Annotated in this window: 21 protein-coding genes; 9 read left to right on the top strand and 12 right to left on the bottom strand. The window is 62.0% G+C overall.

Annotated elements, in window-relative coordinates:
• Positions 1-141: 141 nt before the first annotated feature.
• From dgoD to C0058_RS00145, 5 genes are all read right to left on the bottom strand, one after another.
• Positions 142-1,290, bottom strand: a complete 1,149-nt coding sequence (gene dgoD / locus C0058_RS00165) for a galactonate dehydratase (RefSeq protein WP_003213645.1) — start codon at positions 1,288-1,290, stop codon at positions 142-144.
• 33 nt (positions 1,291-1,323) lie between these two features.
• On the bottom strand, positions 1,324-1,944 hold the full coding sequence (locus C0058_RS00160) for a 2-dehydro-3-deoxy-6-phosphogalactonate aldolase (protein ID WP_003213643.1): 621 nt from the start codon (positions 1,942-1,944) through the stop codon (positions 1,324-1,326).
• A 13-nt stretch (positions 1,945-1,957) separates the two neighbouring features.
• Positions 1,958-2,926, bottom strand: a complete 969-nt coding sequence (locus C0058_RS00155) for a 2-dehydro-3-deoxygalactonokinase (protein ID WP_102367814.1) — start codon at positions 2,924-2,926, stop codon at positions 1,958-1,960.
• A gap of 102 nt (positions 2,927-3,028) precedes the next feature.
• Positions 3,029-3,355, bottom strand: coding sequence for a DOPA 4,5-dioxygenase family protein (locus C0058_RS00150; protein WP_003213639.1), 327 nt, complete (start codon positions 3,353-3,355; stop codon positions 3,029-3,031).
• Positions 3,356-3,386: 31 nt separating this feature from the next.
• Positions 3,387-4,337 (bottom strand): LysR family transcriptional regulator, encoded by a 951-nt coding sequence (locus tag C0058_RS00145; RefSeq protein ID WP_102367813.1) that lies wholly within the window; start codon positions 4,335-4,337, stop codon positions 3,387-3,389.
• 103 nt (positions 4,338-4,440) lie between these two features.
• Here C0058_RS00145 and betC point away from each other — a divergent pair, with 103 nt between their 5' ends.
• From betC to C0058_RS00130, 3 genes are all read left to right on the top strand, one after another.
• Positions 4,441-5,955: a choline-sulfatase gene (betC, locus tag C0058_RS00140; protein WP_008439571.1), complete on the top strand. Its 1,515-nt coding sequence runs from the start codon at positions 4,441-4,443 to the stop codon at positions 5,953-5,955.
• 16 nt (positions 5,956-5,971) lie between these two features.
• Positions 5,972-6,892, top strand: coding sequence for a choline ABC transporter substrate-binding protein (choX, locus tag C0058_RS00135; protein ID WP_008439569.1), 921 nt, complete (start codon positions 5,972-5,974; stop codon positions 6,890-6,892).
• Positions 6,893-7,057: 165 nt separating this feature from the next.
• On the top strand, positions 7,058-8,626 hold the full coding sequence (locus C0058_RS00130; RefSeq protein ID WP_102367812.1) for a SulP family inorganic anion transporter: 1,569 nt from the start codon (positions 7,058-7,060) through the stop codon (positions 8,624-8,626).
• A gap of 114 nt (positions 8,627-8,740) precedes the next feature.
• On the opposite strand, the gene aroE is transcribed toward C0058_RS00130, so the two are convergent.
• Positions 8,741-9,559, bottom strand: a complete 819-nt coding sequence (aroE, locus tag C0058_RS00125; RefSeq protein WP_102367811.1) for a shikimate dehydrogenase — start codon at positions 9,557-9,559, stop codon at positions 8,741-8,743.
• Complete coding sequence (gene hemF, locus C0058_RS00120; protein ID WP_003213625.1) at positions 9,559-10,488, bottom strand: oxygen-dependent coproporphyrinogen oxidase; 930 nt, start codon at positions 10,486-10,488, stop codon at positions 9,559-9,561. The genes aroE and hemF overlap by 1 nt, the downstream gene beginning before the upstream one ends.
• Before the next feature lie 158 nt (positions 10,489-10,646).
• Here hemF and C0058_RS00115 point away from each other — a divergent pair, with 158 nt between their 5' ends.
• A complete protein-coding gene (locus C0058_RS00115; protein ID WP_076013283.1) occupies positions 10,647-11,624 on the top strand; it encodes an NADPH:quinone reductase in 978 nt (325 codons plus the stop codon).
• Between the two features lie 130 nt (positions 11,625-11,754).
• On the opposite strand, the gene C0058_RS00110 is transcribed toward C0058_RS00115, so the two are convergent.
• From C0058_RS00110 to C0058_RS00100, 3 genes are all read right to left on the bottom strand, one after another.
• Positions 11,755-12,312, bottom strand: a complete 558-nt coding sequence (locus C0058_RS00110; RefSeq protein ID WP_003213622.1) for an L-threonylcarbamoyladenylate synthase — start codon at positions 12,310-12,312, stop codon at positions 11,755-11,757.
• A 54-nt stretch (positions 12,313-12,366) separates the two neighbouring features.
• Complete coding sequence (dprA, locus tag C0058_RS00105; RefSeq protein ID WP_102367810.1) at positions 12,367-13,461, bottom strand: DNA-processing protein DprA; 1,095 nt, start codon at positions 13,459-13,461, stop codon at positions 12,367-12,369.
• A 63-nt stretch (positions 13,462-13,524) separates the two neighbouring features.
• Positions 13,525-14,313 carry a peptidoglycan-binding protein gene (locus C0058_RS00100; protein WP_102367809.1) on the bottom strand — a complete coding sequence of 263 codons (789 nt, stop codon included), beginning with the start codon at positions 14,311-14,313 and terminating at the stop codon, positions 13,525-13,527.
• 150 nt (positions 14,314-14,463) lie between these two features.
• Here C0058_RS00100 and def point away from each other — a divergent pair, with 150 nt between their 5' ends.
• Genes def through C0058_RS00075 form a run of 5 tightly spaced genes read left to right on the top strand, consistent with a single transcriptional unit; the run spans position 14,464 to position 19,020 of the window.
• Complete coding sequence (def, locus tag C0058_RS00095; protein WP_003213617.1) at positions 14,464-14,970, top strand: peptide deformylase; 507 nt, start codon at positions 14,464-14,466, stop codon at positions 14,968-14,970.
• 57 nt (positions 14,971-15,027) lie between these two features.
• A complete protein-coding gene (fmt, locus tag C0058_RS00090; protein ID WP_003213615.1) occupies positions 15,028-15,987 on the top strand; it encodes a methionyl-tRNA formyltransferase in 960 nt (319 codons plus the stop codon).
• Positions 15,984-17,294, top strand: a complete 1,311-nt coding sequence (gene rsmB / locus C0058_RS00085) for a 16S rRNA (cytosine(967)-C(5))-methyltransferase RsmB (protein WP_102367808.1) — start codon at positions 15,984-15,986, stop codon at positions 17,292-17,294. The genes fmt and rsmB overlap by 4 nt, the downstream gene beginning before the upstream one ends.
• A 22-nt stretch (positions 17,295-17,316) precedes the next feature.
• Positions 17,317-18,690, top strand: a complete 1,374-nt coding sequence (gene trkA / locus C0058_RS00080; RefSeq protein ID WP_003213611.1) for a Trk system potassium transporter TrkA — start codon at positions 17,317-17,319, stop codon at positions 18,688-18,690.
• 18 nt (positions 18,691-18,708) lie between these two features.
• Entirely contained in the window at positions 18,709-19,020 is a 312-nt protein-coding gene (locus tag C0058_RS00075; protein WP_003213608.1) for a lipopolysaccharide assembly protein LapB, read from the top strand.
• A gap of 134 nt (positions 19,021-19,154) precedes the next feature.
• Here C0058_RS00075 and C0058_RS00070 read toward each other — a convergent pair whose 3' ends face one another.
• Together C0058_RS00070 and C0058_RS00065 are read right to left on the bottom strand one after the other, a co-directional pair.
• Positions 19,155-20,042, bottom strand: coding sequence for a lysophospholipid acyltransferase (locus C0058_RS00070; RefSeq protein ID WP_003213605.1), 888 nt, complete (start codon positions 20,040-20,042; stop codon positions 19,155-19,157).
• A 40-nt stretch (positions 20,043-20,082) separates the two neighbouring features.
• Positions 20,083-20,640, bottom strand: a complete 558-nt coding sequence (locus C0058_RS00065; RefSeq protein WP_087694571.1) for a DNA-3-methyladenine glycosylase I — start codon at positions 20,638-20,640, stop codon at positions 20,083-20,085.
• Positions 20,641-20,711 lie beyond the last annotated feature (71 nt).

The following is a 20,711-nucleotide window of genomic DNA, read 5'->3' as shown; positions in this document are numbered from 1 at the left end:
ACTGACGAAACCGAATCAAATGTGGGAGCGGGCTTGCTCGCGAAAGCGGTCTACCAGCAGCGGAGGTGTTGACTGACACTCCGCCTTCGCGAGCAAGCCCGCTCCCACATTGATTGGGTTTTCATCTCAAATTCGCGGTGTTTACCACTCCGCGAAGCTGCCGTCGGCATGCCGCCAGATCGGATTGCGCCAGCGATGCCCGATGGCCGCGCGTTCGATCACGTATTCCTCGTTGATCTCGATGCCCAGGCCTGGCCCGTTGGGGATTTTCACAAAGCCCTGGTCGTAGTCGAAAACACCCGGATCGCGCACGTAATCCAGCAGGTCATTGCTCTCGTTGTAGTGAATGCCCAGGCTCTGTTCCTGGATGAACGCGTTGTAGCAAACCGCATCCAGCTGCAGGCACGCTGCCAGGGCAATCGGGCCGAGCGGGCAGTGCAGGGCAAGGGCCACGTCGTAGGCTTCGGCCATGTTGGCAATCTTGCGGGTTTCGGTGATACCGCCGGCGTGGGAAGCATCCGGCTGGATGATGTCGACGTAGCCTTCGCTGAGCACGCGCTTGAAGTCCCAGCGCGAGAACAGGCGCTCGCCGAGGGCAATCGGGGTGCTGGTGAGCGGCGCCAGTTCTTTCAGCGCTTCGTAGTTTTCGCTGAGCACCGGTTCTTCGATAAACATCAGTTTGTAGGGGTCGAGTTCCTTCATCAGCACCTTGGCCATGGGTTTGTGCACCCGGCCATGGAAGTCGACGCCGATGCCGACGTTCGGCCCGACCGCATCCCGCACGGCGGCGACGTTGGCCAGGGCCTGGTCGACTTTTTCGAAGCTGTCGAGAAATTGCAGCTCTTCGGTGCCGTTCATTTTCACCGCGGTAAAACCACGGGCCACGGCTTCCTTGGCGGCGCGGGCAGTGTCGGCCGGGCGGTCGCCACCGATCCACGAATACACGCGGATCTTGTCGCGCACCTGGCCACCCAGCAGGTCGCTGACCGACACGCCGAGGGCCTTGCCCTTGATGTCCCACAGCGCCTGGTCGATACCGGCGAGAGCGCTCATATGGATCGCGCCGCCACGGTAGAAACCGCCGCGATAGAGCACGGTCCAGATGTCTTCGATATTGCGTGGGTCCTTGCCGATCAAGTAGTCGGACAATTCTTCGACCGCGGCAGCCACGGTATGGGCGCGGCCCTCGACAACGGGCTCGCCCCAACCAGTCACGCCCTGGTCGGTTTCAACCTTGAGGAAGCACCAGCGCGGCGGGACGATGAAGGTGGTCAGTTTGGTGATTTTCATCTTCTTATCTCTCTTGTAGATGGAGAACGCTGATCAGCCCAAGGCATGCCAGGCGGCGACGTAGGCCTGGGCGTTGCTCGCCACTTGGGCGACGCTCATGCCCGGCTTGAATAACCCGGAGCCCAGGCCGAAGCCTTTGACGCCCGCGTCGAAAAATACCTGCATGTTGTCCGGGGTGATGCCGCCCACCGGCAGCAGCACGGTGCCGGCGGGCAGTACCGCGAGCCAAGCCTTGACCACCGCCGGGCCCATTTGCTCGGCTGGGAACAGCTTCAGCACGTCGGCGCCTTCGGCCAGCGCGGCAAACGCTTCGGTGGGCGTGGCCACACCCGGCGACAGATACAGGCCCGCGGCCTTGGCGGCTCGCAGCACCTTGGCATCGCTATGGGGCATGACGATCACCTGGCCGCCGGCGGCTTTGACTTGATCGACCTGTTCCGGGGTCAGCACGGTGCCGGCGCCGATCAGGCAATCGGCGGGCAGGCTGTCCCGCAGGATGCGGATGCTGGAATAAGGATCCGGCGAGTTCAGCGGCACTTCGATCACCCTGAAGCCCGCCGTGTACAACACCTCGCCGATCGCCAGCGCCTCCTCCGGTCGCAGGCCGCGCAGGATCGCGATCAAACCGTTGTGTGTCAGTGCTTGCTTGAGCATGTCGGGCCTCTCGTCAGGTTGCAGGCAGCAGCCCCGCCGCCATGGCCAGCTGCCAAAGGCCACGCTCGGTAGCCTCCTGCGCCAGGGTCACGTGGGGGAAGCCACAGAGTTGGAGTGCACGCTGGTAGCGGGTGCAGAGTTGGGGTGTGCCGACCAGGACGATGTCGCGCTGCTGGTTGGGCTTGCGAGAGCGCAGGCCGGTCAGTTCGTGGCCGATCAACAGCCCGGACAGATAGTCCGGTTGCTCGTCAGGCGCCAGCTCGCCGGTCAATCCCAGGGAGCGTGCGCTGAACAAGTTCGACAACAGCCCCGTTTGGCCGTCTGCCGACAGCGCAACCTGAACACCGCGATCAAAAGCGGCCACCTGGAACTGTTCGGAAGGGCGCTGGGTGCGCCCCAGAATGCTGTGTTGACTGAGCACGGCGAACAACTCGCCGGTCATGAAAGTATCGAAGTGAGTGATGCAGCCTTCCACCACCTCCACCCACTTGGAATGGCTGCCCGGCAGGCCGATCAATACATCGCGCCCGGTATGGGCAGACAGGCTTTGCAGCACGCCGAGCACCTGGGTTTCTTCACCGCGCATCACATTGGGCAACGCGCCGCGTTGAATCACACCGGGCACGATGTGCACCGCTGCGCCCCGCAGGCTGCGCACCACATGCAGCGCCTGGCCGAGGGTAGAAACGTCGGCCGGGGTGTCGCGGTAAGCCGCTTCGCTCCAGCCCTGGGCGCTGCCGACCATGCCGCAGGCGATAACGGGAAGGTCGGGCTGGGTGTCGAGCCAGTCACCGCAGGCTGCGTCGAATGCCAGCTCGAACCCGTTGCTGCAGCGAACACCGGCTATTTCCCGGGCTTCAGTGGGCAGGTGCATGATCCCCGACGCCAAGGTGCGCCGTTCGATCACGACGCCTGCCGGGCCGAGCTTGTAAGCACGAAGGGAACTGGTTCCCCAATCGAGCGCGATCAATTGCGCCTGCATCGCTTCACCTGAGTGTTCTGAGCGGATGAGGCGAATATAAACCCAAGACCGGCAAAGTCTCAATATATAAATATCAGTCCCATATATAGGGAAATTGAAAGTTTAAAATATTGACAGATCCAGCGTGCGCATCGCCCCCATCCAGATCGCGTGTTCGGTGTGGTCCTTGAGGTCATCACCGGTGGTCGGGTGCAGGAACACCACCAGGCCGTTGCGGTTGAGGGCCAGCCAAGGCAGCACGACGCCGATGTATTCAGGTTCGAATGCCAGCTGGCAGCTCCAGTCCGGGTGCGGGCCCACCGGGCGTTCATGCACGCGGCCCATGCGCAGCGGAAACAATTGCGCGGCGTCTTCGCAGAGTTTGCGCGCCTGGTCGATGGTGTTGGCGTCGAAATAGATATGGGCGTGGTAGCCCTTGATACGTTGCATGACAGGCTCCGGGCTCATTGATCGACAAATCCTAGACCGCAATGGACGGCAGGGCCAGACCGGTCAGCGATTGTGCGCTGCTGGCCTGTTCGGTCATCAGCCAGTCGACGAAACGCTCGATCAACTGGCTGCGGCGTTTGCGCTGGGGCAGCACCACGTAATAGCCGAAGCGCGAGATCACCGTGTCGCCAATCGGCCGGCACAGCCATTTTTGCTCCAGCAGGTTATCCACAAGGTGACGCCAGCCGATGGCCACGCCCTGGCCCGCGATCGCGGCCTGGATCAACAGCGTGTAATTGTCGAAACGCAGTTGGCCCGGGGTGGGCGCGGTGGTGATGCCCAGTTCGCGAAACACCCCGCTCCAGTCGAACCACTGGTTGTTGTTTTGCTGGCGCAGGTGCAGCAAGGGGAACTCCAGCAGGCTCTGCACCGACAGTGGCGCGACTCGGTCCTGGAGTAGCTGCGGGCTGCACACCGGGAACACTTCCTCGTTGAACAGCCACAGGCTGTCGCCCTGTTTGAAGCGGCCGTCACCGAACAGCACCGCTACGTCGATATCGCTGCGCAACGTGGCGTGGTTACGCTCGCTGGTGACCAGGCTCACGTCCACCTGCGGGTTGGCTTCATGGAAACGATGCAGGCGTGGCATCAGCCAATACGCGGCGAAGGCAAAGTCGGTCGCCACCTGCAGGACTTCATGCTGGTCCTGCTCGGCAATCGCGCTCAGGCCCTGGTTGATGCTCTGCAAACCGGCCTGTACCTGCTCGAATAACAAGGCGCCCGCGTCGGTCAGCTCGATGCCACGGTAGATGCGATCAAACAGGCGCACCTTCAGCTGTTCTTCCAGGCGCTTGATCTGCTGGCTGATGGCCGGCTGGGTGGTGCCCAACTCCATCGCCGCTGCCGTAAAGCTGCGTTGGCGCGCTGCGGATTCAAAGGCACGCAGCAAGTCGAGTGACAGGTGACCGAGGGATTGATACATAAGCTGGGCTTATCCTAGACATTGCTTCTCATGGGCTTTACCACTATTTCCATGGCCTGCATGCTCATTCGCATAAACATCGACTATGGAATGCCGCGAAACCATGAAGCGCAAGAACATTCTTTTTATCATGGCCGATCAAATGGCCGCGCCGATGCTTCCGTTCTACGGTCCTTCGCCTATCAAACTGCCGAACCTGAGCCGTCTCGCCGCCGAGGGTGTGGTGTTCGATGCCGCCTATTGCAACAGCCCGCTGTGTGCGCCATCGCGCTTTACCCTGGTGAGTGGCCAGTTGCCGAGCAAGATCGGCGCCTACGACAACGCAGCTGATTTCCCCGCCGACGTGCCGACCTATGCCCACTACCTGCGTCGCCTTGGCTACCGCACCGCGCTGTCGGGCAAGATGCATTTTTGCGGCCCCGACCAGCTCCACGGCTATGAAGAACGCCTGACCAGTGACATCTACCCGGCCGACTATGGCTGGGCCGTGAACTGGGATGAGCCGGACGTGCGCCCCTCCTGGTACCACAACATGGCGTCGGTGCTGCAGGCCGGGCCGTGCGTGCGCACCAACCAGCTGGATTTCGACGAAGAGGTGGTGTTCAAGGCCCAGCAGTACCTGTTCGACCATATCCGCGAGGATGGCGACCAGCCGTTCTGCCTGACCGTGTCGATGACTCACCCACACGACCCTTACACCATTCCCAAACCGTTCTGGGACCTGTACGACGACAACGACATCCCGCTGCCTGCAACACCGCCACAGGCTGACCTCGACCCTCACTCCCAGCGCCTGCTCAAGGTCTATGACCTGTGGGACAAGCCGCTGCCGCTGAACAAGATCCGCGATGCACGCCGCGCCTACTTCGGCGCGTGCAGCTACATTGACAGTAACGTCGGCAAGCTCCTGCAAACCCTGGAAGACACGGGCCTGGCCGATGACACCATCATCATCTTCTCCGGCGACCACGGCGACATGCTCGGCGAGCGCGGGCTCTGGTACAAAATGCACTGGTTTGAAATGGCCGCCCGCGTGCCGCTGCTGATCAGCGCGCCGGGGCAGTTTGCGGCCGGCCGGGTGACCGCCGCCGTGTCCACCGCCGACCTGCTGCCTACCCTGGTGGAACTGGCCGGCGGCGAGCTGGACCCGAGGCTGGCGCTGGACGGCCGCTCGCTGGTGTCTCACCTGCAAGGGCAGGGCGGGCACGACGAAGTGTTCGGTGAGTACATGGCCGAGGGCACCATCAGCCCGCTGATGATGATTCGCCGTGGCGCCTACAAGTTCATCTACAGCGAGGACGATCCTTGCCTATTGTTCGATGTGCACAACGACCCGCACGAGCGGGAGGACCTCAGCCAGTCACCGGAACACCGGCCACTGTTCGAGGCGTTTTTGCATGAAGCGCGGGCCAAATGGGACATCCCTGCGATCCACCAGCAGGTGCTCGCCAGCCAACGCCGTCGCCGCCTGGTGTTCGAGGCGCTGACCCAGGGCAAGCTGAAGAGCTGGGACCACCAGCCACTGGTAGACGCCAGTCAGCAATACATGCGCAACCACATCGACCTCGACGATCTGGAGCGCAAGGCACGTTTTCCACAACCCTGCCAAAACCAATAAAACTGAGGGGAAGGCCATGCAAAAGTTATCCACCGTGTTGAGCGTTGCGCTGCTGGCATTGAGCAGTGCCGGCGCCTACGCGGACACCAGCTGCGACACCGTGAAGATGGCCGATCCGGGCTGGAGCGATATCGCCGCCACCAATGCCATTACCGGTTTCCTGTTGAACGGCATGGGCTACAAGGCCAAGGTCGACACCCTTGCGGTGCCGATCACCTTTGGCGGGCTCAAGGACGGCCAGGTGGACGTGTTCCTGGGTAACTGGATGCCGGCGCAGCAAGGCTTCTACGACAAGTTCGTGGCCAATGGCGATGTGGTGCAACTGGCGAAGAACCTCGACGGTACCGAGTTCACCCTGGCCGTGCCGGACTATGTCTGGGACGCCGGGGTGCATGACTTTGCCGACCTGAACAAGTTTGCCGACAAGTTCGACAAGAAGATCTACGGCATCGGTTCGGGTGCGCCAGCGAATCTCTCGTTGCAGGAAATCATCAAGAAGAACGACTTTGACCTGGGCCAGTGGAAGCTGATCGAGTCCAGTGAACAGGCGATGCTGGCCGAAGTGTCCCGGGCGGTGAAGAAGCAGAAGTTCGTGACCTTCCTCGGCTGGACGCCGCACCCGATGAACGTGCAGTTGAAGATGCATTACCTCAAGGGTGGGGAGAAGTACTTTGGTGACACCGGCAGCGTGTATACGTTGACCCGCAAGGGCTATGCACAGGCGTGCCCGAATGTGGGGAAATTGCTGACCAACCTGAGTTTCACCCAGGAGATGGAGAACGCCATCATGGCTGAGGTGGTGAACAAGAAGGTCAGTAATGCGGACGCGGCGAAGGCGTGGATCAAGGCGAACCCGGCGGTGCTGGACAAGTGGCTGGACGGGGTTAAAACCGTGGACGGCCAGGATGCACTGGCCGCTGTAAAAGCCAAACTCTGATGCACTGATCGTTCCCACGCTCTGCGTGGGAACGCATCCGGTGACGCTGCGCTTCACGACTCAAGAGCGGACGCAGAGCGTCCAAGACGGCATTCCCACGCAGAGCGTGGGAACGATCATCATGAGCCTGATACTCTGATTCAAACCTCTTCAACCGAGTTTCCAATGCCCTGGCCCAACCGCCATACACTCTTTCCCTTCCTCAGCTGGCTCCCGCGCCAAACCCGCGCCAGCGTCGGAAGGGACGCGGTCGTCGGCCTGAGCGGTGCAGTCCTGGCATTACCCCAGTCCATTGCCTACGCGCTGATCGCCGGTCTCCCACCGGAGTATGGCCTGTACGCCGCGATCATCCCGGTATTGATCGCCTGCTTGTGGGGCTCTTCCTGGCACCTGATCTGCGGCCCCACGGCAGCCATCTCTATCGTGCTCTACGCCAGCGTCAGCCCGTTGGCCGTGCCCGGCTCCCAGGACTACATCACACTCATCCTGTTGCTGACATTCCTGGCCGGCGTCTTCCAATGGCTGTTGGGCATGCTGCGCTTCGGCGCCCTGGTGAATTTCGTCTCGCATTCAGTGGTGCTCGGCTTCACCCTCGGCGCTGCGGTGGTGATCGCCCTGGGCCAACTGCCCAACCTGCTGGGGCTGGACCTGCCCAGCCAGGCCACGGCGATCAACAGTCTGCTGGCGCTGATCAACCATGCCGGGGAGTGGAATCGTCCTTCACTGGTGCTCGGGCTCGGCACCTTGCTGGTGGGGGTGCTGCTGAAACTCTGGGTACCGCGCTGGCCAACCCTGTTGATCGCGCTGGCCCTGGGCAGCCTCATCCCGTGGTTGTGGCCGGCGATGTTCGGGGAGGTGGCGCGGGTCAGTTCATTTGTCGGCAAGCTGCCACCGTTCAGCCCGCTGCCGATGGATCTGGACATGGTCCTGCGCCTGCTGCCGAGTGCCGTGGCGGTGGGCATGCTGGGGCTGGTGACCAGCCTGTCGATTGCGCGCTCACTGTCGGCCCGCTCCCAACAATTGCTCGATGCAAATCAGGAAGTGCGCGCCCAGGGTTTATCCAACATCGTCGGTGGATTTTTCTCGGGGTACTTGTCGGCGGGTTCCTTCACACGGTCGGGCCTGAGTTATGAGGCAGGCGCCTGTTCGCCGCTGGCGGGGGTGTTTTCCGCATTGTGGGTGGCGTTGTTCGCGCTGTTCGGTGCGGCATTGATCGCGCATATCCCGATCCCGAGCATGGCCGCCAGCATCCTGCTGATTTGCTGGGGGTTGGTCGACCATCGCGGTATTCGGGCGCTGTTCCGGGTCAGCCGCGCAGAGTTCGTGGTGATGAGCCTGACCTGCATCGCCACGCTGTTGCTGGAGTTGCAAACGGCCATTTACGCCGGGGTGCTGGCGTCGCTGTTTTTCTACCTCAAGCGCACCTCACAGCCGCGGGTCCAGCAATGGCGTGACGGAGAGGACGATGTGCTGCGGGTCGGCGGGTCGATCTTTTTCGGCGCCAGCCATTACCTGCAGGTGCGGCTGCAAAGCCTGCACGGCCAGCGGGTGGTGATCGAGGCGCAGCAGATCAACTTTATCGACTATTCCGGGGTGGAGATGCTGCACCAGGAGGCGCGCCGATTGAATGGAGTGGGGCGCAGCCTGGCGTTGCGCAAGGCCCGGCCACAGGTGGTGGAAGAGTTGAGGAAACTGGAAGGGGCCGACCAATGCCCCATCCATTTCGAAGACTGAATGCGGTTGAAACTGTGGGAGCGGGCTTGCTCGCGAATGCGGTGTGACAGTCGCCGTATGTATCGACTGATCCACCGCATTCGCGAGCAAGCCCGCTCCCACATTCGGATTGCGTCAGGCCAGTTGGCTACGCAATTCAGCCAGCACCGGCGCCGAATCCGGGCGCACACCGCGCCACAGGAAGAACGCTTCCGCGGCCTGTTCCACCAGCATCCCCAGGCCATCCATTGCCACCGCCGCGCCCTGCTCACTGGCCCAGCGGCAGAAAGCCGTAGGCTCTTTGCCGTACATCATGTCGTAGCAAAAAGTCTTTCCGGGTTCGATCAGGCTGCCGGCAATCGGCGGTACATCGCCTGACAGGCTGGCGGACGTGGCATTGATGATCAGGTCCACCGGTTCACGCAGCCAGTCGAAACCGCTGGCGGACACCGGGCCGAGGTCGTCGAACAGCTCGGCGAGCAATTCGGCTTTTTCCACGGTGCGGTTGGCAATGATCAGCGAAGCCGGCTGCTCAGCCAGCAATGGCTCCAACGCGCCGCGCACCGCACCACCGGCGCCCAGCAGCAGGATGCGTTTGCCTTGCAGGCTGAACCCGGCATTCACCGTCAAATCCCGCACCAGGCCGGCGCCGTCGGTGTTGTCTCCCAACAGGCTGCCATCGCCGAGCTTGCTCAGGGTATTCACCGCGCCAGCCCGTTGGGCGCGTTCGGTCAGGGTATTGGCCAGGCGATAGGCCTCTTCCTTGAACGGTACGGTGACGTTGGCGCCACGGCCTTGTGCGAAAAATGCTTTTGCACAGCCGGTGAAATCCTCCAACGGCGCGAGCAAGGTGCTGTAGTCCAGTTGCTCGCCGGTCTGTTCGGCGAACAGACGGTGAATCAGCGGCGACTTGCTGTGGCCGATGGGGTTGCCGAAGACGACATAACGATCCATCAGACCGCCGCCTTGGGCAGCACACCCAGCCAGTCGCGGTCTTGCAGGAAGTAGTCGGTTAGGCGCGCTTCTTCGCTGTCGGGGGCGGCTTTCCAGTCATAGCTCCAGCGCACTTGTGGTGGCAGCGACATCAGGATCGACTCGGTACGCCCGCCCGATTGCAGGCCAAACAAAGTGCCACGGTCGTAGACCAGGTTGAACTCGACGTAGCGGCCACGGCGGAATTCCTGGAACTCGCGCTGCTGCTCGGTATAGGCCATGGCCTTGCGGCGCTGGACGATTGGCAGGTAGGCGTCAATGTAGGCGTCGCCGATGGCGCGCATGAAGGCGAAGCTGGTGTCGAAGTCCCACTCGTTCAAATCATCGAAGAACAAACCGCCGATGCCACGCGGTTCGTTGCGGTGCTTGATGTGGAAGTAGGTGTCGCACCAGGCCTTGTAGCGCGAATAAACGTCCGGGCCAAACGGCGCGCAGGCCTGTTCGGCGACGCGGTGCCAGTGGATGCAGTCTTCTTCGTTGCCGTAGTAGGGCGTCAGGTCGAAGCCGCCGCCAAACCACCACACAGGCTCTTCGCCTTCTTTTTCAGCGATGAAAAAACGCACATTGGCGTGGGAAGTCGGCACATGCGGGTTGTGCGGGTGGATCACCAGCGACACGCCGAGGGCTTCAAAACCGCGACCGGCCAATTCCGGGCGATGGGCACTGGCGGACGGTGGGAGGCCGCTGCCAAACACGTGGGAAAAGTTAACGCCGCCTTTCTCGATTACCGAACCGTTTTCGATCACACGGGTGCGACCGCCGCCGCCGGCAGGCCGGGTCCAGGCGTCTTCGATGAAGCGAGTGTCCGTCTCGAAGGTTTCCAGGGCGCTGCAAATGCGGTCTTGCAGGTCAAGCAGGTAGGCTTTGACAGCCTCGGTGCGGGTAGTCATGACATCACCTTGAATCGGGCAACGCTACACGAGGCCATTGGGCATCGGCGGCAAATGGGCGCACAGGATACCACTGCACCCACTGCTGCCACAGTTGACGAAGATCAAGCTTAGGAGTCCGATAGGGGGCTACGCGAAATGACTTAAGGAGAGTGCAGATGGCCAAACGTATCCAGTTCCGTGCCCATGGCGGACCCGAAGTGCTTGAGTATGTGGACTACACCCCGGCCGAACCCGGCCCGCAGCAGGTTCGCGTGCAGAACAAGGCCATTGGCCTGAACTTTATCGACACCTATTTCCGCAGCGGCCTGTATGCACCACCGGCCTTGCCGTCGGGCCTGGGCGCAGAAGGTGCCGGCGTGGTTGATGCGGTGGGCAGCGAAGTCACTCAATTCAAGGTCGGCGATCGCGTGGCCTACGGCAGCGGCCCGCTGGGCGCCTACAGCGAATTGCATGTGTTGCCGGCTGCCAACCTGGTGCACCTGCCGGACGACATCAGCTTCGAACAGGCCGCCGGCGCGATGCTCAAGGGCCTGACGGTGCAGTACCTGTTGCGCCAGACCTATGAGTTGAAGGGCGGCGAAACCATTCTGTTCCACGCCGCTGCCGGTGGCGTCGGCTCCCTGGCTTGCCAATGGGCCAAGGCCTTGGGCGTGAAGCTGATCGGTACCGTGAGTTCGCCGGAAAAAGCGGCGCTGGCCAAATCCCTCGGCGCCTGGGAAACCATCGACTACAGCAAGGAAAATGTCGCACAACGCGTGCTGGAACTGACTGACGGCAAGAAGTGCCCAGTGGTGTACGACGGCGTAGGCAAGGACACCTGGCTCACATCCTTGGACAGCGTCGCGCCACGCGGGCTGGTGGTGAGTTTCGGTAATGCTTCGGGGGCGGTGGATGGGGTCAACCTGGGGATTCTGGCGGCCAAGGGCTCGCTGTATGTGACCCGGCCGACATTGGCGACCTATGCCAACAACCCGGAAAACCTGCAGGCGATGGCGGATGATCTGTTTTCGATGATCATCAGCGGGAAGCTGCAGATTGATATTAACCAACGATTTTCGTTGGGGGATGCGGCGAAGGCGCAAATTGAGTTGTCGGCGCGGCGGACGACTGGGTCGACCATTCTGCTGCCATAGGGCGTTGGATTTTCAGCGGGTTTGAGGGCCTCTTCGCGAGCAAGCCCGCTCCCACATTTGACCGAGTCCAACTTTTGGAACGCGAACAAATGTGGGAGCGGGCTTGCTCGCGAAAGCAGGCGGCTCGGTCTCAGGAAGGCCGCACAACCTCACCCGTCGCCAGATCCCGAATCAAACTCGGGTTCTTGCGCCCCCCCAGATTCCCGCCCAACACCAGATCCACCTGCCCACGGAAATACTGCTCCACACGAATCCGCGTGCGCGCCGCCGGGCGGCCCTGCGGATTGGCCGAGGTGGAAATCAGTGGCCCGACCAGCGAGCACAGATCCCGCACTTGCGGATGATCAGTCACCCGCAACGCCACCGTGTCATGCACCCCGGTAATCCACTCGGGCAGCAAGTCCTGATGGGGCACCAGCCACGTATTCGGGCCAGGCCAGGTACTGGCCATGCGGTCCATCCACTCATCGGGAAAGTCTTCGAAGAGAAAATCGAACTGACGGATATTGTCGGCAATCAGGATCAGCCCCTTATCCACAGACCGGCCCTTGATCGCCAGCAACCGATCCACCGCTTCTTCGTTCCAAGGGTCACAGCCCAGGCCCCAGACCGCCTCGGTTGGATAGGCAATCACTGCGCCTGCGCGAATTTCTCGTGCGGCTTCTCGCACACGCCACCTGTTGACCATTACTCACTCTCCGGACTAAAGCTCTGCGCAGTTTACCGATCTTCGTTACAAAACCTAGCCGCGCGCAAGCCAGCGCCCGCTTTCGCAGATCACTCGGCCTTCCAGTTCCAGCTCCGTCAGGCTGGCCAGCACCTCGGACAAGGCCCTGCCACTGGCAATCGCCAGGGCTTCACTGGTGTGGGGCGCCGCGTGCAACAGCGCCACCAGCGGATGATTGACCGCAATCGGCGCCGGGCGGGAGAGGGCCTGCCAGCCACGCAGGTTTTCGAGAATGTGCTCGATGGTTTCCACCAGCACCGCGCCATCGCGGATCAGTTGATGGCAGCCTTTGGCCCCGGGGTGATGGATGGAGCCGGGGATGGCGTATACCTCGCGCCCTTGCTCCGCCGCCAGCCGCGCGGTGATCAGCGAACCGCTGGCCATGCTGGCCTCCACCACCAGTACCCCAAGCGACAGGCCACTGATAATACGGTTGCGGCGCGGGAAGTTGCCGGCCTGGGGCGCGGCGTCCAACGGAAACTCGGAAACCACGGCGCTGCCTTGGGCAATCATCGCCTCGGCCAAGCGTCGATGGCGCTGTGGATAAAAATTTTCGAGCCCGGTGCCCAGCACGCCAATTGTATGTCCACCAACATCCAAAGCCGCCTGGTGAGCAGCGCCGTCGATCCCCAGGGCAAGGCCACTGGTGATGACAAAACCGGCACTCGCCAGGCTGCGGGAAAATGCGGCGGCGGTGTCCATTCCTGGCCTGGAGGCACGACGGCTGCCGACCATCGCCAATTGCGGTTTTTCCAGAATCGCCGGGTTGCCGGCGACGAATAATAGCGGGGGCGCGTCATCCAATTCTGCGAGCAATGACGGGTAGTCGGGTTGGTCCCACATCAGCAAATGCTGGGCCGGACGCTCCAGCCAGGCGAGGGCCGCACTGGCACCATCACGTACTTCCTCGCTGCGCCGGGCGTCGGCGCTGGCCACCTTGAGTCCCAATGAACGCCAGGCACTCGCCGGTGCGCTGATGGCTTTTGACGCAGAACCAAACGCCTCGATGAGCTTTTGAAAACCTTTGGGACCCAGTTCCGGCAGCCTGTGCAAGCGTAGTCGGGCTTCCAGCTCTGCCGGGGAAATTTCGCGGTTATTCGTCGGTAACATTTGATCGTCCTTGATCGGAATAAACTGTGGATAACTCTGTTGGTAACTTATTTAGCAACCTAATTATTGCCTTTGATCAGGCGCCTCAAAACGGTCCATTACCGTCAGCGAACGTGACACGCTGAGCACCAGGCCGTAGCTGAGCTTTTCGTAGGTGCGAAACACCACCAGCGTCCCGGCAGGCTCATCAGGCATCTTCACCGGAACGCCGGTCACTCTGTCCCGAACGGTTTCACCGGCTCTCACCACGGCCAGCAAATGACCTTCCATCAGCCCGTCACGGCGGCCCTTGTTCAACGTCACCGCATCCAGCACGCCGATCTGCGTCACGCCCCGGGGCACGTCGATGATGTGCCCGGCAATGGCGCGGGCAGGCCACTGAACCACCAGGCTGGCAAGGTCCGTGGGCGCAGGCTGGCTGAGCAAACGATCCCCGGGACGCACCTCCTGGGTCACCCGCTGCACACCCAATGTGCTGACGTCGCCCGCTGTCACAAAACGTGCGGTGCCTATGTCGTCAGCGTTGATGCCCAGCCATTCCTGGCTATCGGGGTCGGTATAAGCCTTGCCCCGGCGGAAGATCCCGTAGCTTTGCACGGCAGGGTCCAGGGCCCCACGCGCATAAACACGTTCGCCATCGGCGCCCAATACTCGTCCGGCATCTGCTGCAACAATATAGGGAGCGTGCTCCAGTTCCTGGGGGGTATCGAGAATGCGGTTGTGCAGTAAAAAGCGCTGGATGGCCTGCTGCGTATGAAGCGGCAACGGTTGGCCGGCCTGTGGATAGCTCTCGGGAACCTGGGCAATAACGGCCTGGGCCCACAGCAGCAAGACGAGTAGCGATTTCCTCATGGGGTGAATCTCCTTTATTATGTGCATTCGCGTGAAACGCCTTGGCCTTCGCGGCTTTCGGACGTTTTCCCACGGCACTTATCCCGGCACATCAAGGGTCCATCCCCGGCGCCGACTTGCCTTTACCTCACATGTGCAGCAATTACGCTTATGGCTATTTTGAACATCCTCGAATTTCCGGACTCACGCCTGCGCACCATCGCCAAGCCAGTGGCCGTAGTGGACGCCAAGGTTCGTCAGTTGGTCGATGACATGTTTGAAACAATGTATGAAGCCCCGGGTATCGGCCTCGCCGCGACCCAGGTCGACGTGCATCAGCGCGTCGTGGTCATGGACCTGTCCGAAGACCGCAGCGAGCCCCTGGTGTTTATCAACCCTGAGTTCGAAACCCTGACCGACGAGATGGGCCAGTACCAGGAAGGCTGCCTGTCGGTGCCCGACTTCTACGAGAACGTCGACCGTCCCCAGCGCGTCAAGATCAAGGCCCTGGACCGTGACGGCAAGCCGTTCGAGATGATTGCCGAAGGCCTGCTGGCGGTGTGCATCCAACACGAGTGCGACCACCTCAACGGCAAGCTGTTTGTCGATTACCTGTCCACGCTTAAACGCGACCGGATCAAGAAGAAGCTGGAAAAGAAGCATCGCCAGCAAGCTTGATTCCCTTCTTTCAAAGGCTTGCTCCGGCAAGCCTTTTTCTTTTGTGAGACGTTTCCCATGACCGAGCCACTGCGCATCGTTTTTGCCGGCACCCCCGAATTCGCCGCTGAACACCTCAAGGCCCTGCTCGCCAGCCCTTATGAAATCGTGGCGGTCTACACCCAGCCCGATCGCCCGGCCGGTCGTGGGCAAAAACTGATGCCCAGCCCGGTCAAGCAGCTGGCACTGGAAAACAACATTGTGGTGCTGCAGCCGCCGACCCTGCGCAACGCCGATGCCCAGGCCGAACTGGCTGCGCTGAAGCCAGACCTGCTGGTGGTGGTGGCCTACGGCTTGATCCTGCCCCAGGCTGTGCTGGATATCCCGCGCCTGGGCTGCATCAACAGTCACGCCTCGCTGCTGCCTCGCTGGCGTGGCGCGGCACCGATCCAGCGTGCCGTCGAAGCCGGTGATGCGCAAAGCGGGGTGACCGTGATGCGCATGGAAGCAGGCCTGGACACCGGGCCGATGCTGCTGAAAGTCACCACTCCGATCACCGGGCAAGACACCGGCGGCAGCCTGCATGATCGCCTCGCCGAAATGGGCCCGCCGGCTGTCGTCCAGGCCATCGCCGGCCTGGCTGCCGGCACTCTGCAAGGTGAAGTGCAGGACGACAGCCTCGCCACCTACGCCCACAAATTGAACAAGGATGAAGCCCGCATCGACTGGAGCCGCCCGGCCGTTGAGCTGGAGCGTCTGGTGCGTGCCTTCAACCCGTGGCCGATCTGCCACAGCACGCTCAATGGCGAGGCCTTGAAAGTACTGGCCGCCACCCTGGCCGAAGGCAAGGGCGCCCCCGGCGAGATCATCGGCGCCAGCAAGGACGGCCTGTTGGTAGCGTGCGGTGAACAGGCGCTGTGTCTGACCCGTCTGCAATTGCCCGGCGGCAAGGCGCTGAACTTCAGCGATTTGTTCAACAGCCGCCGTGAGAAATTTGCCGTTGGCATCGTCCTCGGCCAAGCGGTGGACGCGCAATGAACCCACGTCTGGCCGCCGCCAAGGCCCTGGCCGCCGTGCTCAACGGCAAGGCTTCCCTCAATAGTTCGTTGCCGACCCAACTGGATAAAGTCGAAGACCGCGATCGCGGCTTTACCCAGGACCTGGCCTTCGGTACCGCCCGCTGGCAGCCACGTTTATCGGCGCTGGCGGCCAAGCTGCTGCAAAAGCCGTTCAAGGCGGCGGACGCCGATGTCGAGGCGCTGCTGCTGGTGGGCCTGTATCAACTGCTCTACACCCGCGTGCCGGCCCACGCGGCAATCGGCGAAACCGTCGGTTGCGCCGACAAGCTGAAAAAGCCTTGGGCCAAGGCCCTGCTCAACGCCGTGCTGCGCCGCGCTCAGCGCGAAAGCGAAGCGCTGCTGGCCGAGCTGGAACATGACCCGGTGGTGCGCACCGCCCACCCGCGCTGGCTGCAAAAATCCTTGAAGGCGTTCTGGCCCGAGCAGTGGGAAGCCATCTGCGCGGCCAACAACGCGCACCCGCCGATGATCCTGCGGGTCAATCGCCGTCATCACACCCGCGACGCTTATCTCACATTGCTTGGCGAAGCCGGTGTAGCGGCAACGGCCTGCGTCTACAGCCAGGACGGCATCGTTCTTACAGAACCGGGCGATGTACGTAACCTGCCCGGGTTCGCCGAAGGCTGGATCAGCGTGCAGGACGAAGCCGCTCAACTGGCCGCCGACCTGCTGGACCTGGCCCCGGGCCAACGCGTACTGGACGCCTGTTGCGCCCCCGGCGGCAAGACCTGCCACATCATGGAAGTGCAAGCGGACCTGGCCGGTGTCGTCGCCGTCGACCTGGAAGCCAAGCGCCTGGTGCGTGTGCGGGAAAACCTCGCCCGCCTGGGCCTCAGCGCCGAGCTGATCGCCGCCGACGGCCGCGACACCGCCACCTGGTGGAACGGCAAGCCGTTCCAGCGCATCCTGCTGGACGCACCGTGCTCCGCCACCGGCGTGATCCGCCGCCACCCGGACATAAAGCTGACCCGCCAACCCGACGACATCGCCGCCCTGGCCGTGCTGCAAGGCGAGTTGCTGGACGCGTTGTGGCCGACCCTCGAAGTAGGCGGCATCCTGCTGTACGCCACCTGCTCGACGCTGCCTACCGAAAACACTGACGTCATCGAAGCCTTCCTTGCCCGCACCAGCGGCGCACGGGAACTGGACCTCGACATCCAGGCCGGGATCAAGCAGCCTCATGGCCGCCAGTTGCTGGCCCAGGAAGGCGGCCACGACGGGTTCTATTACGCCAAGCTGATCAAGATTGCCGCCGCTCGCGGCTGAATGGTTTTAAGGGAGTGACCGGATGAAAATCATCATCCTCGGCGCAGGGCAGGTTGGCGGTACGCTGGCCGAGCATTTGGCCAGCGAAGCCAACGACATCACCGTGGTCGACACCGACGCGGAGCGCCTGCGGGATTTGGGCGACCGTTTGGACATCCGTACCGTACAGGGCCGCGCCTCGTTTCCTACAGTGCTGCGCCAGGCCGGTGCCGACGATGCCGACATGCTGGTGGCGGTCACCAACAGTGACGAGACCAACATGGTCGCCTGCCAGGTCGCCCACACCCTGTTTCACACTCCGACCAAGATCGCCCGAGTGCGTGAGGCGGCCTACCTGACCCGCGCCGGACTGTTCGACAACGACGCGATCCCGGTCGATGTGCTGATCAGCCCGGAACAGGTGGTGACCCATTACATCAAGCGCCTGATCGAACACCCGGGCGCCTTGCAGGTGATCGACTTCGCCGAAGGCAAGGCACAGCTGGTGGCGGTCAAGGCCTACTACGGCGGGCCGTTGGTGGGCCAGCAACTGCGCCAACTGCGCGAGCACATGCCCAACGTCGAGACGCGGGTGGCGGCGATCTTCCGTCGCGACCGGCCGATCCTGCCCCAGGGCGATACGGTGATCGAGGCTGACGACGAGGTGTTTTTCATCGCCGCCAAAGCGAACATTCGCGCGGTGATGAGCGAAATGCGCCGTCTGGATGAGACCTATAAACGCATCGTCATCGCCGGCGGCGGGCAGATCGGTGAGCGCTTGGCCGAGGCCATCGAAAGCCGCTACCAGGTGAAGATCATCGAGATGAATCCGGCACGCTGCCGGTATTTGTCCGACACCCTCGACAGCACCGTGGTCCTGCAGGGCAGCGCCTCGGATCGTGATCTGCTGCTGGAAGAAAACATCGCCGACGCCGACATCTTCCTGGCCCTGACCAACGATGACGAAGCCAACATCATGTCGTCGTTGCTGGCCAAGCGGCTGGGGGCGAAGAAGGTGATGACCATCATCAACAACCCGGCCTACGTCGACCTGATCCAGGGCGGCGATATCGACATCGCCATCAGCCCGCAACTGGCGACCATCGGCACCTTGCTGGCCCACGTGCGCCGCGGCGATATCGTCAGTGTGCACTCGTTGCGCCGGGGTGCGGCGGAAGCCATCGAGGCGATTGCCCACGGTGATTCAAAATCGAGCAAGGTGATTGGCAAGGCGATCCGCGATATCGGCCTGCCGCCGGGCACCACCATCGGCGCAATCATTCGCGATGAAGAAGTGATCATCGCCCACGACGACACGGTGATCGCCACGGGCGACCACGTGATTCTGTTCCTTGTGGATAAAAAACATATCCGCGATGTGGAGAAGCTGTTCCACGTGGGCCTGAGCTTTTTCTGATCAAACGGAGTGACCGACATGCTCGAATCCCTGGAAAAAATGCTCGCCAAGGGTGTGGATAACTCACTGCTGCGGTTTGGTTTGGGCAAGGGTTATCTTGATCTGAAGGACAACGCCAAGGCGGCCGAGCATTTGCAGAAATGCGTCGAGTTCGATCCGAAGTATTCGGCGGCGTGGAAGCTGTTGGGCAAGGCGCAGCTGGGGCAGGGTGATAACGCTGCAGCGCGGTTAGCTTGGGAGAAGGGTATTGAAGCGGCCCTGGCACATGGCGACAAGCAGGCCGAAAAGGAAATGACCGTATTCCTGAAGAAACTCGACCGCCAAGCTTAAGCAGAACCCAATGTGGGAGCGGGCTTGCTCGCGAAGGCGTCGTGTCAGTCACCGAATTTGTGTCTGATACACCGCCTTCGCGAGCAAGCCCGCTCCCACATTTTGTTTTGTGCCAACCTTGAGTCAGCCGTACATCAATACCACCGCGCCTCACCCGGCGGGCGTTTCTTGAAGCGTTTCATGCTCCACATGTACTGGCTCGGGTAAGCCCCCACATAGCGCTCCACCACCTTGCTCATCGCCGCACACGAAGTGGCTGTATCGGTGCTGTACATGTCTTCCGGCGCCGCTTCCAGGATCACTTTGTAGCCCGAGCCATCCGGCAGCCGCAGGGCATGCAGGAACACCCCGACCGCCTTGTGCCCCGCCAGCATGTTCGGCACGAACTTGCTGGTCAGCGCCTGGGTGGCGAAGAACGGCACGAAGATCCCGGCCGATTCCGCCGGCTCCGGATCCGCAGGAATGCCCACCTGGCCGCCTTTGCGCACTTCCTTGATGACACTGAGGATGCCTTCCTTGGTGGACGCCGCCACGCGGTTACCCAGTTGCACCCGCTGTTTGCGCAGCAAGTCATCCACCGCCTTGAGCTTCGGCGGGCGGTAGAAAATGATCGGTTTGCACTGGCTGCAATAGAAGTGGTTCAACACTTCCCAGTTGCCCAGGTGGCTGGTGATGCCGACCACGCCTTTGCCCGAGGCCAGGGCTTCGTGCAGCACTTCCAGGCCTTCGACCTCGCGCACCAGGTCGATGGAACGCTGGGCCGGCCAGATCCAGGCGCAGGCGCTTTCGGTCAGGGACTTGCCGATGTCCATCAGGCTGCGTCCAACGAGACGCTCGCGCTCGGCCGGATCCATGTCCGGGAAGCATTTGGACAGGTTGATCCGCACCGTCTCACGGGAACGGTTGGGGGTTTTCCACATGATCCAGCCAATTGCCGAACCGACCGCTTGCACCGCGCGCCAGGGCAGCAGGGCAAACAACCGAAGAGCGCCTACCAGCAAGGCGCCTTTAAACTTTTCCACAGGTCACTCCTGATCGTGTGTGGTGCGCAAAGCCGCCATTCTAACCGGCGTTGGCGAGGTCCGCGTAACGGTCGCAGTCCTGAGTGTGGTCCATGACCATGCCCGAGGCCTGCATGAACGCGTAGCAGATGGTCGGCCCGACGAAGGTGAAGCCGGCTTTTTTCAAGGCTTTGCTCATGGCCTCAGCCTCCGGCGTAATGGCCGGGACCTGGCTGCGGTCCTTGAAATGATTGACCTTGGGCACGCCGCCCACAAACGACCACAGAAACTCCACGGGGTCCTGCAGCGCCAGCCAGGCGGCGGCATTGCGCCGGGTGGCATTGAGTTTCAGGCGGTTACGCACGATGCCCGGATCGAGCATCAGCGCTTCGATCTCGGCATCGCTCAGTTGGGCCAGACGCTGCGCATCAAAGCCGAACAAGACCTTTCGATAATGCTCGCGTTTGCGTAAAACGGTGATCCAGGACAGGCCCGCCTGGAACCCTTCGAGCAAAAGCAACTCGAACAGTCCCTGCGCATCGCGCAGCGGCGTTCCCCACTCCTGATCGTGATAAGCCATGTACAGCGGATCTTCAGAACACCAAAAGCAGCGTGGCATAAGGCTCCAGGGGATGGTGGCGCGGCCGAATCGGGTATACTCCCGCTCTTTAAATCGCAGCCCAAGTAACA

The organism is Pseudomonas sp. NC02, assembly GCF_002874965.1.
GTDB lineage: Bacteria > Pseudomonadota > Gammaproteobacteria > Pseudomonadales > Pseudomonadaceae > Aquipseudomonas.
This window is presented reverse-complemented; position numbering and strand designations above follow the sequence as displayed.